The organism is Paenibacillus sp. TAF43_2 (assembly GCF_052113545.1).
In the GTDB taxonomy this organism is placed as follows: Bacteria; Bacillota; Bacilli; order Paenibacillales; family Paenibacillaceae; genus Pristimantibacillus.
Genome location: NZ_JBFRDK010000070.1, coordinates 35,455 through 48,733, shown reverse-complemented (window position 1 = coordinate 48,733; position 13,279 = coordinate 35,455). Strand labels below are relative to the sequence as shown.

General features: G+C 42.4%; 15 protein-coding genes. 2 read left to right on the top strand and 13 right to left on the bottom strand.

The features are described 5' to 3' along the window. Nucleotides 1–122: 122 nt before the first annotated feature. Entirely contained in the window at nt 123–1,691 is a 1,569-nt protein-coding gene (locus AB4Z17_RS16565) for a glycosyltransferase (protein WP_441960918.1), read from the bottom strand. A 107-nt stretch (nt 1,692–1,798) separates the two neighbouring features. On the opposite strand from AB4Z17_RS16565, the gene AB4Z17_RS16560 reads away from it, so the two are divergent. Continuing rightward, nucleotides 1,799–2,152, top strand: coding sequence for a DUF5658 family protein (locus AB4Z17_RS16560; protein WP_441907574.1), 354 nt, complete (start codon nt 1,799–1,801; stop codon nt 2,150–2,152). A gap of 95 nt (nt 2,153–2,247) precedes the next feature. Then, complete coding sequence (locus AB4Z17_RS16555; RefSeq protein WP_441960916.1) at nt 2,248–3,471, top strand: voltage-gated chloride channel family protein; 1,224 nt, start codon at nt 2,248–2,250, stop codon at nt 3,469–3,471. A 52-nt stretch (nt 3,472–3,523) separates the two neighbouring features. Here AB4Z17_RS16555 and AB4Z17_RS16550 read toward each other — a convergent pair whose 3' ends face one another. The 12 genes from AB4Z17_RS16550 to sleB form a co-directional block, all read right to left on the bottom strand. After that, a complete protein-coding gene (locus tag AB4Z17_RS16550) occupies nt 3,524–4,366 on the bottom strand; it encodes an undecaprenyl-diphosphate phosphatase (RefSeq protein WP_441960914.1) in 843 nt (280 codons plus the stop codon). Nucleotides 4,367–4,567: 201 nt separating this feature from the next. Then, a complete protein-coding gene (locus AB4Z17_RS16545; protein ID WP_076265881.1) occupies nt 4,568–5,443 on the bottom strand; it encodes a radical SAM/SPASM domain-containing protein in 876 nt (291 codons plus the stop codon). Between the two features lie 131 nt (nt 5,444–5,574). Further along, the gene (locus AB4Z17_RS16540; protein ID WP_441960913.1) at nt 5,575–6,252 is read right to left on the bottom strand and encodes a DUF4166 domain-containing protein; all 678 of its coding nucleotides are present in this window, start codon (nt 6,250–6,252) and stop codon (nt 5,575–5,577) included. Nucleotides 6,253–6,277: 25 nt separating this feature from the next. After that, the gene (locus tag AB4Z17_RS16535; RefSeq protein WP_441907571.1) at nt 6,278–7,183 is read right to left on the bottom strand and encodes a DoxX-like family protein; all 906 of its coding nucleotides are present in this window, start codon (nt 7,181–7,183) and stop codon (nt 6,278–6,280) included. Continuing rightward, nucleotides 7,184–7,624: a thiol-disulfide oxidoreductase DCC family protein gene (locus AB4Z17_RS16530; protein ID WP_441960911.1), complete on the bottom strand. Its 441-nt coding sequence runs from the start codon at nt 7,622–7,624 to the stop codon at nt 7,184–7,186. A gap of 135 nt (nt 7,625–7,759) precedes the next feature. Next, on the bottom strand, nt 7,760–8,398 hold the full coding sequence (locus AB4Z17_RS16525; protein ID WP_441960909.1) for a response regulator: 639 nt from the start codon (nt 8,396–8,398) through the stop codon (nt 7,760–7,762). A 21-nt stretch (nt 8,399–8,419) separates the two neighbouring features. Beyond that, the gene (locus AB4Z17_RS16520; protein ID WP_441960907.1) at nt 8,420–9,736 is read right to left on the bottom strand and encodes an ATP-binding protein; all 1,317 of its coding nucleotides are present in this window, start codon (nt 9,734–9,736) and stop codon (nt 8,420–8,422) included. 129 nt (nt 9,737–9,865) lie between these two features. Continuing rightward, nucleotides 9,866–10,081, bottom strand: coding sequence for a cold-inducible protein YdjO-related protein (locus AB4Z17_RS16515; RefSeq protein ID WP_076265875.1), 216 nt, complete (start codon nt 10,079–10,081; stop codon nt 9,866–9,868). A gap of 45 nt (nt 10,082–10,126) precedes the next feature. After that, complete coding sequence (locus AB4Z17_RS16510; RefSeq protein ID WP_441960905.1) at nt 10,127–11,215, bottom strand: lactonase family protein; 1,089 nt, start codon at nt 11,213–11,215, stop codon at nt 10,127–10,129. A 108-nt stretch (nt 11,216–11,323) separates the two neighbouring features. Continuing rightward, complete coding sequence (locus AB4Z17_RS16505; protein WP_441960903.1) at nt 11,324–11,521, bottom strand: hypothetical protein; 198 nt, start codon at nt 11,519–11,521, stop codon at nt 11,324–11,326. Nucleotides 11,522–11,545: 24 nt separating this feature from the next. After that, on the bottom strand, nt 11,546–12,265 hold the full coding sequence (locus tag AB4Z17_RS16500; protein WP_430058938.1) for a DsbA family oxidoreductase: 720 nt from the start codon (nt 12,263–12,265) through the stop codon (nt 11,546–11,548). Between the two features lie 152 nt (nt 12,266–12,417). Further along, on the bottom strand, nt 12,418–13,074 hold the full coding sequence (gene sleB, locus AB4Z17_RS16495) for a spore cortex-lytic enzyme (protein ID WP_441960920.1): 657 nt from the start codon (nt 13,072–13,074) through the stop codon (nt 12,418–12,420). Nucleotides 13,075–13,279: the final 205 nt, after the last annotated feature.

The following is a 13,279-nucleotide window of genomic DNA, read 5'->3' as shown; positions in this document are numbered from 1 at the left end:
TAGTAGGCACAACCGGCTGTATGCGGACACACAGCCGGTTGTGAAATCTCCTGCACTAATCGTACACTCAAATATATCACTAGAGTGTATGCTTAGTCAAAGGTTATGATTTATTTGCTTTATTACTCTATCCATTTCACCAGATTCGGCTTCTCATCCAAAATGGATTCATATTGCTCCTTCCAGCCATAAATCGCATCAGGGTCAAGCTTCTTGTACCGGTCGTATTTATGCAAACGATCCTGCTCCCGCGCCCAGCCGAAATGTTTTACTCGCAGGTTTGACGTCTTATTAGCAAGTGAATAAATGTTTTCAGGAAATCTCCCGCAGTGCTGAGGGGTTTGCTTCCACACATAAGAAAATCCCTCTACATATTTCAATAGAAATGGGCGGTACACGCTATGGGCATTCCAGTATACATCCTCGCGATAATGATCTTCTGACCAAAAATCAAATAATCGAAACAAATAAGTGAACGTTTCCGTATCGTTTAGCAGCACTGGCAGCTCTTCCTTAAATTTTTGCTCAAAATATTCATCCGCATCCATATTCAGAATCCACTGCGGCCGAATGCGGATCGTTTCCTCCCATTGCTGCGTTCTTAGCTTTACTTCATTATGAAATTGCGAGCTTTCGTTTTTAATATAGGTCAAAGGAATGCCGGCAAGGCATTCATGAACAATTTCCCCGGTATGATCCGTGCTTCCATCGTCAATAATGACCGCATGATCTATATATTCCCTATGATGCTCAAGCACTTCCTTTAAAAAGCGCTCTTCCTCATTTTTTACGATCATAGATAACGTAAGCTTAGGTCCTGCTGTGGGCACAATGATCGTAGGTCCTTGTGCTGGCAACATATTCGAATTTGTATATGCTTTGTCCTGCGTGGATTCCATAAACAATATAGCGCGCTCAATATCCGATTCTCGGTAGATATGAAAGGCTGGGTATTTGGTGTCCACGTACAAATCGATGCCAAGAGCAACTGCTCGAATGCAGAAATGACGATCTTCGCCCCAAAATGATACATTCGAGATCGTCCGAAATGATATCGGCTTCTCCAGTGCTGAGCGAGCGATATACGTGCATGCACCAAGTCCGCCAACCTGATAAACACCAGGAACTCTAAGCTTCATTAAAAACATGACAGCCGCTTCCGCACCGTCACCGGCTTTTACTGTTCCATCTGACTGAAACGGCCAATACGTATCCTTCAGCCAAACCTGGGGCATTTCCATCGTATTAGGCTGCCACTGTGTCCAGAAAATTGTGGAAATGATCTCTTTCTCGGAAGAAATCAAAGATTCAATTGCTTCCGGGTGAATCAGCAAATCCGAATCAATGAGGAATAGTCCATCATATTGCTGCTCTCTCGCTGTTTGGATCATATGATCCTTCCAGCTTGCGATTTTATCAATTAAATCATTGCTCCAGTAATGAGTAAACTCATCCCTGGCATATGGTGTTATCGAATCGCCTTTTATTAAGATGGTTTCACTTTCATTGTTCTCTTTTTGCTTCGATATAAAATCGCTCAGCAATTGCGAGGACTCCTCGTTATCATTGTCGTCAATAAAGAAATAATCTACTTTAAAAGAGCTTGCTTCGATTCGCGCAAGCGAGGCTAAAAAGTGACGCAATATGGTCGGTCTTTGGCGAATGGGACTTCCAATCAATATTCGCTTCAACGTTAGGCCTCCTTTATTCCACAGAAACTCCTTAGGAATGATAATCCATATGAGGCATATGCATCTATTATGCGAAACCCAGATCATTTTTTCAGAATGGAGGCTTAGTGGCCATTACTGCTCTCAAAGAATGGGACTTAAAACCGCTGCTGTTCGGATTGCTGTTTCTTTGCTTTGCCGACGCTTTATTTACAGATATAGGCTTGCGCCTATCATTAATCGAGGAGCTCAACCCACTCGTACAAAAACTTTATGACTGGAATATCGTTAGCTACTACGGGATGAAGCTAGTGCTCCCGCTGCTGCTAATCCTCATTTATTATCGAATGAAAAATCGGTATTGGATCAACCCATGTATTCTTATTACGGTATTGATCTACTTTCTCGTCAATATTTATCACTTGGTTTGGATTTCTTACGGTGTCTATGACGGCTGGTTTTCACTTGATTCGCTGATATGAATTTCTTTACCTCTTCTAGGAGTGTTGTATAATAGCTAATAGAAACAATACAACATATTCCTTCTCTCAGGGAGTCAACGAAGGAGTTCACATGAATGATTGATGTAAGGCATTTCGCACCGCACACACTTGCCAAATATATGTTGAAATGGCTGTTCATTGCTGGAGTGATCGGAATCCTATCTGGTTCTGCTTCCGCATTATTTCTAGCCAGTCTTGAATTCGTAACCGAAACGCGTGTACAACATTTGTGGTTATTGTGGCTTCTGCCACTCGGCGGTGCCTTCGTAAGTTATCTTTATCTCAAGTTTGGGAAAGAAGCAGGAAGAGGAAATAATCTAATCATAGAGCAAATACATACCGGTAATAGCTCCATCCCATTAAGAATGGCACCACTTGTTCTGATTGGAACTTTAATCACCCATTTATTTGGCGGATCTGCTGGTCGTGAAGGTACTGCAGTGCAAATCGGCGGCAGCTTAGCGGAATGGTTTGGCAAGCTAATTAAAAGAAGCCCGCTTGATCGCAAAATCATTTTGATGTGCGGCATTAGCAGCGGCTTTGGTGCTGTCTTTGGCACACCTCTAGCCGGTACAATTTTTGGACTAGAAGTACTTGCAATCGGCGTCATCAGTTATGAAGCGCTGCTCCCCTGCTTTATCGCGAGTTATGTTGGCCATCTGGTTGCTACCGCGTGGGGAATTCAACATATCTCCTATTCAACGGGCGATGTCCCTCCGCTCGATTGGCTGCTCATTGTCAAAGTTTTCATTGCATCTGTGCTTTTTGGTCTAGCCGCATTATTATTCACTCAGCTGGTACGAGGATTCAAACGTTTATTTAGTAAATGGTTTAAAAGTCCTGTTCTCAAAAGCTTTTTGGGCGGACTATTCATTATTGCTCTCGTCTATGCGATCGGAACACGTGATTATTTGGGACTAGGCATCCCGCTCCTAGAGCAGTCCTTTCAAGAGGCGGTTTCGCCGTTTGTTTTTTTATTGAAAACACTATTTACTGCTATAACGCTTGGGACAGGCTTTCAAGGCGGGGAGGTAACTCCACTCTTTGTCATCGGCTCAACGCTTGGAAGCGCTCTTGCAGGTTTGCTCCACGTCTCCGTCCCCTTGCTCGCTGCCATTGGTTTCATATCCGTATTCAGCGGCGCTGCCAAGACGCCAATCGCTTGCTTCATCATGGGCATTGAATTATTTGGGGCTGAAGGTGCAATTTATATGTTTATCGGCTGCGTAATCGCATTTATATGTTCAGGTCGAAAAGGCATCTATGAAGCTCAAAAACCAATGGAGTTACGCCCATAAATCGAAAAAAAAGCCTGCTCCTTATCATAAGGGAGCAGGCTTTTTCTATTGGTTAAAAATAAACGATATAGATTACAGCAGCAAGCACGATGCGGTATATCGCAAAAGGTAMAAGCTTGATTTTGTTAATAAGCTTCAAGAAGAAACGAATCGAAAGAAGTGCAAAAACGAATGCGCTTATGAAACCTGCGATAAAAAACGGCAATGACTCTAACGTGAAGTATTCCCAGTTTTTCGCCAAGGACAACAAGCTCGCACCAGCCATGATCGGCACAGCCATGATGAAAGTGAAATCAGCAGCAGCGCGGTGACTCATGCCTAGCAGCACCCCTCCGGAAATAGTGGAACCGGAACGGGAGAAGCCTGGCCAGAGGGATAAACATTGGATAAGCCCAACGGAGAAGGCTTGCTTATAAGTGATCTGGTCAACTGACTCGATCTTAGGTTTCTTAGGCCCAAAACGATCGGCAATAATCATAAGTATAGCTCCGATAACTAGACCAATTAGCACTGTACGTATCGAGAATAAATGCTCATCAATGTAATCATCAAACAATAGACCAAGTACACCAGCTGGGATGAGGCCAACGATAACATGTGTTAGCTTCAGCTTTTTCTTCGGTTGAGAAGAAGCTTGTGCCGCGTCCTTGCTGCCTCTGTTCAAGCCCAGCAAGTCAATAAAACGATTTCGGAAAATAATGACTACTGCTAAAATGGAGCCGAGCTGAATAACAATTTTGAATGTGTTCGCAACGTACTTCGTCAAGTACTGTTCCGTTTGAAGCCACATATCGTCAACAATGACCATATGTCCTGTCGAGGATACAGGTGCAAATTCCGTTAATCCTTCAACAATACCTAAAATAATCGCTTTTAAAATCGTAATAAAATCCATGTGTAGTTGAATCTCCTAACTCTCTGATTGATAGAAAGACGACAAAGAACAGCACGGAATAAATCATAACACAAAACGACCCCACTCAACAATTCCAACGCAATACCTATAATTCACATAACTTATTTCATCAATAATCGTTACTATAGTTATTTTGTCATTACAAATTGCCTTGTTGACCTACTAGCATAATCCTAGTAATCACCCAAAACGTTGGCGATAGCCGCATTTCCTGCACAGCTCCTCGACAGCTTCCCGTCTTGAGAAACCATCATAGAGATTAGTTGATCGCTCATTCTCAATAATTTCCGAGAAATGAGTATCATGAATGTTTCCTAAATTAATGACGCCCTCTCCGTCCAAGCAGCAAGGGATGACTGTTCCGTCGATAAGAATGCCTGCCTGATTCCTTAAGGCATGGCAGAAGCCTTTCCCATTATACTCCGGCTCTTTTAAATCCGGCCATTTGAACTCAGGATCTTGGTTTAGGTAAATGCGCTCCGCTATTTTGACACCTGAGCCGGGTATGAATTTTTCTTCAATTTTATAATCGAGATTAAATGCCTTCTCAATCATGCCCAGGAGCTCTCGGTTTTTGTTTTTCTGCTGATTCGTTTCATTGTCCATATCTAAGTTCCATAGCCGAAACGAAATAATAATATTGCTGCTTGCGACCGCTTCCTTTACGAAGGATAAGATTTCGGCAAGATAACCTTCTTTATTCGTAGAACCGGCATGACCGTCAAAGCTGTGCAGCGAGAAGTTGATTTGACGCAAGGCGGGCTTGTTCAGTAGCTTTTCCTTGTTTTTCGTAATAAGTGTTCCATTGGACGTAATATTTACTTTGAAGCCCTTCTCATGGCTAATATCAAGCAGCTCGTCCATTTTAGGATGCAGCATTGGCTCGCCTTTTACATGAAAATAAATATAATCCGTATGCGGCTTGATCTGATCCAGTGTTTTTTTGAAATCCTCCACTTTAATGAAACCCTTCGCTCGCAATGTTGGCGGACAGAAGCTGCAGGATAAGTTGCAAATACTTGTTGTCTCTATATAAAACTTTTTAAATTTTTTCATTAGTCTAGTACTCCGTTTCCCATGGATCCAGCTGCATTTAACTCGTTAGCTTGGACCTGCTTATCGTGTCAGCTTCTATTATACAACGCCAAACACGAAAGTGACAAAAAGGAATAAACAGCATGAGCCGTTTATTCCCTCTTCTCTTCACGCAATGGCCGAATTCCAATCGGAATCGCCTCATGGCCACTGTTCACGAATGAAGCTTGGAAAGAGCCTTCATAACGGAAAATTTGGCCAAGGATTGGGTTCCGAACGTCCACAGATATTTTATAGCAGCGCTCCTCATCGTCATACCACTCATTCACTTCTGCTCTGCCAGTAAACAAACGAGGAAATCGAAATTGAAGCCACCCTTCATAGAAACGCTGCTCACCCGAAATGATTCGAATTCCACCCTTTGTGGAAACCGCAACATCCAAATCGACTGCTAAATGCTGCTTATTTCCTAAATAATCAACGATAATCTCTCTTTCTCCGCTATACACCATCGTTGCGTCAAAATGGCGAATCGTCCTTGGAAACTTGAATTTGCGAATCCACGTGACTGTTTCACGTCCGAATGCATCTACATATGCATAGTTTTCTATTGAAAACGGGATGTTTACCCCGCCTTGGGGGAACATGATGTGGCGGAGCGTTCCAATAAACAATGGTAGTGCAGCAAGTTTGTTGTACCAAATTAGCTGCATGACACCATGGCCTATGGACGCGGTACGATCTTTACTGCAAAAGCCAAAACGCTTCTGTATGCGAGGATGGAGCTTTTGAAAATCAGCTCCTAACGCTTGTTCATATATAGAACGCATCGTGATTTCCCCTTTTCTAATCTGTTTATTTAAATTGTCTTTTACAGCGGCTCGCTTGCGGCAAGTGACGTCTGCTTAAATAGGCTGTTAAGCCTAAACCAATCATTGGCAACGTAAGCGTAATTGGATTAAACGGCGACTTCAGCAATTCTGAATTGAATAGAAGCGCTGGCATTGTGAGTGAAATAAGTGCCAATACGTGAATGATATAAATCCATTTTCTCCTATGGAAACAAGCGATTAGCACACCAAGTCCCATTTCTCCAATACCGATCAATTGAATCATTTGCAGCTCCATTTCGTGAAACCAACCCACTTGCCTCATCATCGTCAACTCTCCCGATTCTGGGAACAAGAGCTTAGGCACAAGGCCTTCATAACACCAGAGAAGAACGATGAAGCAGACGCTCAAATAATGAAGCAAAGCTCTCTCTGCAACAACAGAAGGAGGAATACGTTCCTCAAGCCATATTCGCAATCGATCGAAGCTCCATGCGGTAGCCCAGCCAAATAGGGGGCGGAATACAAAGCGATCCAAAATTCGTCCTGCAATACCGAAACGAGTCTGATAATTAAATAATGTTATAAAGGACTGTTTGTCTCCAAGATCCTTGTACTTCCAATAACCGCCTCCGATTCGTATAAGCGAGATTGGCTGCTCCGAAGCAAAAGTTAGCGTTGATACTCTTTCATTTCCATCTTTGAAAATTGTGCTGCTCGTTTCTCCTGTGCCTCTAATGTTAAGACCAAAGCCAATCCTCGTTTCATATTGGAATTTCTGGATATCGGATTCACTGTTTTTTGAAAAATATTGAATTTTCGAGAATCGGAGATCCCATTGCTCATGAAGCTGTGGGATTTGAGTATACGCCCACAGTTCATCCTGTGTTGCACGAATTTCAAGCTCGACGTAAATCGGTTTTCTATTCATTCATGCTCCTCCTATTCCATCGTCCAAAAATCTCTCTAATAACTCTGGTGTCGGGATGATGCACATTTCATGTTTCTCAAACCAACGATAGCGATTTCGCGCAATAATATGATAAACATAATTTCTCCAAGCAAGCGGTACGAAGCGAAACCAATACAACAACCTCCACCAGCCGTCAAGCTTGCGAAATACTCGAAGCGCCGCTTCGGATTTGGTATAGTACTGATTCGACTGCACCATTACAAACGTATCAAGATCATCTATAGGCAAATTTCCATCCTTAAGCAACTGCTGGCCAACAGGCGACTGAAGCGCAGCAAATCGAAAATATTGCTTTTTATCTCTCTTCACGACAAAGTGAGTAATTTTATTACATAACATGCATTTTCCATCAATGAGCAGCACAGCAGCTTCGTCGTTGTGTGAGGTTATTGCTTCCATGTTAAATCGCTCCCTCTCTCGTTTTATTTTAACCGCAAGCTGCATAGTAACGGCAGTTCCATCTTTCATAGAACGACAAATAAAGGGGTACTACGTTACGTAGTACCCCTTTGCCTTCTAGCTATGTAAAATAGGTCATTCCTTCTCATCCCGCTGGAAAATTCCTCTTCGCTTCACTTTTTCCACAGCTTCTTTGCTGCTGCGCACGCCAAGCTTCTTGAGCATTTTATTGACCTGATTTTTGAGCGTGCTTTCTGCCTTGTAAAGCTTCTTCTCAATTTGCGATTGCGTGTAGCCGGCTYCAATAAGTTCGAATACTTCACGTTCTGCGCCAGTTAATTCCTTAAGCTGCTCCTCGCGCTTTAGCCGAGTCAGCTCGTTAAGCAAAGCCTCCATAGGAGCAGAATGATGATATGCATTACGAATCGTTTGCGGAAGCTCCTGGAAGCGTGTCTTCTCCAAATACTGTACAGCACCGGCTGTAAAGGCCTGAGTCATCGTCTGCTCATCATTTAATGACGTTAACATGATAATCTTGGCGGGAGAATGCTCATGCATAAGAATTGCTGTATGAATGCCGTCAAGCCTGCTGCCTTCCAGCTGAATATCCATTAGTACAACATCAAACGTAAGCGTTTGTGCAAGATTTATCGCATCGGTAGAATTAGTTGCCGCACCTACAACAAGCAAATCAGACTCTTTATTCAAAAAAGTAGTGAGCGCTTTAATCCAATCTGTGTCATCCTCAACAATAAACACTTTGATATGACTCAAGGTTGCTCCCTCCTTCTCTACTCATTTTAAAATCTTTTTTCGCGGCCATATTAAGGCTGCACGTGTTCCTACACCTTCTTGGCTGGTCAGAATAACCTTTGCACCGCTCTTTTGCATAACATTATAAACATAAGATAAGCCAAGTCCGAAATTCCGTCCACTTTTCCCACTGCTATAAAAGGGATCAAACACCTGGCTTAACTTCTCCTCCGAGATGCCTATGCCACTATCCTGCACAGAAAGCTCCGCACCCTTCTTATACGCTGCAAGCCTTACTTCAATTGCTCCTCCATTTGGCATTGCATCACTTGCATTCATGAGCAGGTTGCCAAATGCCTCGCTTATATGAATGGGATCGCATTGGATGACAGGACGCAGCTCATACTTCGCGGTTAACGAAATTCCTTTATTTTGCATCAGACCCTCATGCTGAAAAAGAACTTTTTCGATGAGCTGATCGAGCTGAACCGGCTGCTCTTTCAGTGTAATGTCTTTTATTTGACTATGAATACGGCTGATCATCTCAAGCATATGTTTGGATGCATTCGTTATGATCTGCATATGCTGCATAGATTGCTCATTCGATTCAGGCAGCAGATTTCTTAAATTTTCCGTACTGATGGCTATTTTTCCGATTTCATTTTTTATCGTATGATTAAGCATCGTAGTTCCAGTGCTGACTGCTCGCATCGTACTTTCCATTGGATCATGCTCAAAGCGGAGTTTAACACCAAGAACACCATACATGAAGGTACATAACAGCGCGACCGACAACGAATAAATCATAAAGACTGAAATATAATTAAAAAATTCAAAATCCGGCGTAATCACCTTTGCCACATATATGAAGATTAGAACAGCAAGCAGTGTTGGAACCATTATGATTGTGGTGATAAAGCGGCTTCGCTTTAGCCTTGCATCACGCTCTTTCCAAAAGGATGCGACTAATAAATAACAGGAAATTATATAATAAGGTGCGCTCCATAGCAGCAAAAGGTTAAAAAACCATTGCACATCAGAAGAAAACATAACAAATAAAGCCATCAACAAAATCGGAATGGAAAGATAAAATTTCAGTTTTTTTCTCATTCGGTTATGGTCTAGAACAGACGCATAAAGTAGGCAGAATACGAAAACAGCATAAGGCGTAAATGTGTAATTTAGAAATTGCAGTATATCAGTTATTAAGAATAACCCATTTTCTATTAAAACTTCTGAGAGTCCGCCAATTGAAGCGCTGAATAAAAATAAAGCAGCCCAGCGATTCGATTCGCTCCTGCGATTATTTAAGATGACAATTACGGCTGCCGTAAATAATGCGACAAAATAAAACAGCATATAGGGTACCATCCTGTCATTGTTTGTATGTCTATCCTACCATATTTTTAGTCAAACGATTCCGCTGTGCAATAAAAAAATCCCAATCCAGCTCTAACGAGAGGATTGGGATTTATTTGAATAAACATTTTAGTAGTCCGATTTCGGCTTACGTGGCTGAGGTTTCGGCTTATTCTGAACGGCTGGCAAATGCCTCATGCTTCTGAGCATTGGTCCTTTGCAGATCGGACAGGTTTGCTCTGTCGCAGCAAACTCATCTCTAACCCATGCTTTGCAGTCCGGATTTTTACATTTGAAAATTTTGGTCGCCTTTAATTTCGGTTTTTCTTCTTCGCTAGTTGCCACGCTTCTGTATTCCCCTTTTCTCTCTATGCTTACGTCATTAATTATTTACATCGTTAAATAAACAGGGATTACACAAACTGGCTTAGATAACGATACGCTATTCCCAGTGAAGGTCAATTGTCCACTTGATTTATTAACTTTGAATGTAACGATATTGTTTGTGTCTCGGTTTGCAGCAAGTAAATAATTGCCGTTTGGCGTCAGTGCAAAATGACGTGGATGTCCGCCTTCAACCGAAATGTGCTGAACAAGCGACAAAGCACCCGTTTGTTCATCGATTGCGAAAACAACAATGCTGTCATGACCGCGATTGGAACCATATACATATTTGCCGTCTGAAGATACTGTAATTTCAGCACAAGAGTTTTCACCATCAAAATCCGACGGAAGAGTGCTAACGGTTGCTAAAGTCGTCAACTGGCCGGTTTCTTTATCGTATGTAAACGATGTAATTGTTGAATCCACCTCATTAATGACATAGACGAATTTACCATTCGGATGGAACGACAGATGACGCGGCCCTGCTCCCGGATGCAAAGAAATTTCGGCATGGTGAATAAGCTTATGATCAGCTTCATCCAACCGATAAGTGACGATTCGATCCAGTCCCAAATCAGAAACGAACAGGTATCGACCGTCAGGGCTGTAGAACGAGGAATGCGGATGCGGACGATCCTGGCGTTCTGGATGCTGACTGCTTCCAACATGTTGTTTCACATCAAGCTCTTGACCGATAGCGCCCTCTTCTGTGATGCCAAATAGTCCAATCATGCCGCCATGATAGCTAGTAACCGTCAAATAACGGCTGTTCGCATCGCGCTGAATATGACAGGTCGTCGAAGCAACCGTCTCTTTACGGTTTATGAGCCGTAATGAGCCCTCCTTGGTATCAATGGCAAATGCCGCAGCCTCTCCAACCTTAAGACCTGATTGATTCACGGTTTCGGAGATCGTATACAATAGCTTGCGGTCTGCATCTACATTGAGAAACGTCGGATTTTTAAAATCAGCAACCGCGTCCGTCAACGTTAATGTACCCGATTGCTCATCGAATGCATACACGTACACGCCATTCTCCTCTGCTTCTGCATAAGAGCCTGCGAACACAAGCAGACGTTGTTGTTCATTTGTCACGTTTAAAACCCCCTAAGTATTTGCATGTCGTCGCTTCTTAACGAGCGTCTGACTTTTATACCGTTATCTATTATAAGTTGTGAAAGCTAATCCGACAAATACGTTTTTTCATAAGATCGTTTTACGATTCCAGCAGCTGCCTGTCCAGACAACAAAGTCGCCGAGGATTACACCCTCAGCGACTTTCGTTAATGGCACTTCGATACGTTTTTCATTTATTAATATAAAAGCAAACTTCTCAGACATCCCGATGATTTCACCAATACGCTCAATTTGACAGTTGCTCCTTAGAGTTGATTCCTCCATGAAATGTCCGCCCTTCGTAAGCTCTTAAGACTTTGATGAATCTGGAACGCAATAACCATCCGTACATGTAACATCAGCGTCCCCTTCATTCACTTGAATAAAGGTTGGATGTTTTTCTTCCCACGCTTTATTTAATGTGTCCAAAAACACTTCAGGCGATTGTGCGCCGGAAACAGCATATTTACGATCAACTACATAAAAAGGAACACCTCGGATACCGAGCTTGCTGCCTTCCTCTTCTTCACCACGAACATTGTCAGCGAATTGGTTAGATTCAAGCATTGCAGCTGCGGCGGCGGTGTCAAGCCCAACTTCAGCAGCGATTTCAACAAGGCGCTCGCGATTGCCGATATTTACGCCATCTGTGAAGTATGCTTTAAACAATCTCTCGGAAAGTTCCTTTTCCTTGCCCTGCTCAGCAGCAAAGTGAACGAGACGATGTGAGTCAAACGTATTTGTAGATACCGTTCCTTCAAAATGAAAAGTGATTCCTACAGCTGCAGCTTGTTCTGCTACGTTCGCCGTTGTTTCCTTTGCTTTCTCCACGCTCATTCCATACTTCGTTGCAAGCATGCTGTATGTGCTTATATTTGAATTAGGATCAGCACTTGGATCTAGCTCAAAACTGCGGAATACGATTTCGATCTTGTCTTTATGCGCAAATTTTGCAAGCGCGAGCTCGAACTTCCTTTTTCCTATATAACAAAACGGACATACATAATCCGACCAAATTTCAACTTTCAATGTTGGCACCTCCAGAATGTTTAAAAAAAGTATGATACTATCTTTCTTATTGTAACATGATTGCATAACTTTTTGAAAACATCTCGCTGGCCAATATGACAGATACAAAAAGATTCTTATCGCAAGTTACCTTGTCGATAAGAATCTTTTGTTTATACTGCAAATATATGACGTCCAATTTTTACGGTTTGCTTGCGTGACCAAATCCATTCTGATGTAGCTGTCTCTGGATTAAAATAATAAAGAGCTCCACCTGTTGGATCATAACCTTTGACAGCTTCCTGTGCTGCTTGATAGGCAAGTTTGTTTGGGGTAAGATTATATTGCCCATCATCAACAGCAGTAAATGCTCGCGGCTGTTCAATAACGCCTCTTACTGTATCTGGGAAACTGGACGATGCCAATCGATTCATAACGACAGCTCCAACTGCAACCTGCCCTTTATAGGATTCGCCACGTGCTTCTGCATAAATAATTCTTGCCAGCAAATCAAGCTCACCTTGATTCACGGAAACACTCTTAAGTGTTTTCCAAGTCTGTGCGCCTGCGACGCCGTCGGAAGCCACACCATAATCCTTCTGAAAACGTTTGAGTGACTCTAACGTCGTTGTGCCAAAATAAGCAGTTACGTCTTTATTAAAATAACCTAGCGTTTTTAACCGATATTGCAAATCCGGAACATCGGGTCCTGAGCTTCCTACCTTTAATGTAGCAGGCGGAGCAGCATGAGCAGCTTCGAGCGGAACCGAAAATGCCAGCATAAATATAATAATAAGCGCCATACTATGTTGTATGAATTTAGTGTTCATCATTTAAGAATGAACCTCCTTTTTCTATAGCGTACATAAAAATTGTCCGCAATTTGGAAGAAGATTGGCAACTCTTCTACAGACTCGTTTGAGTTTAGCACAGTTAAAATGGAATTGTAACCGAATTTGCAGAATTGCATATATTTACTAATTTACAACATCGCAAAAATCTGAATCAAATAATGAAGCAATCTTAACGGTTTAA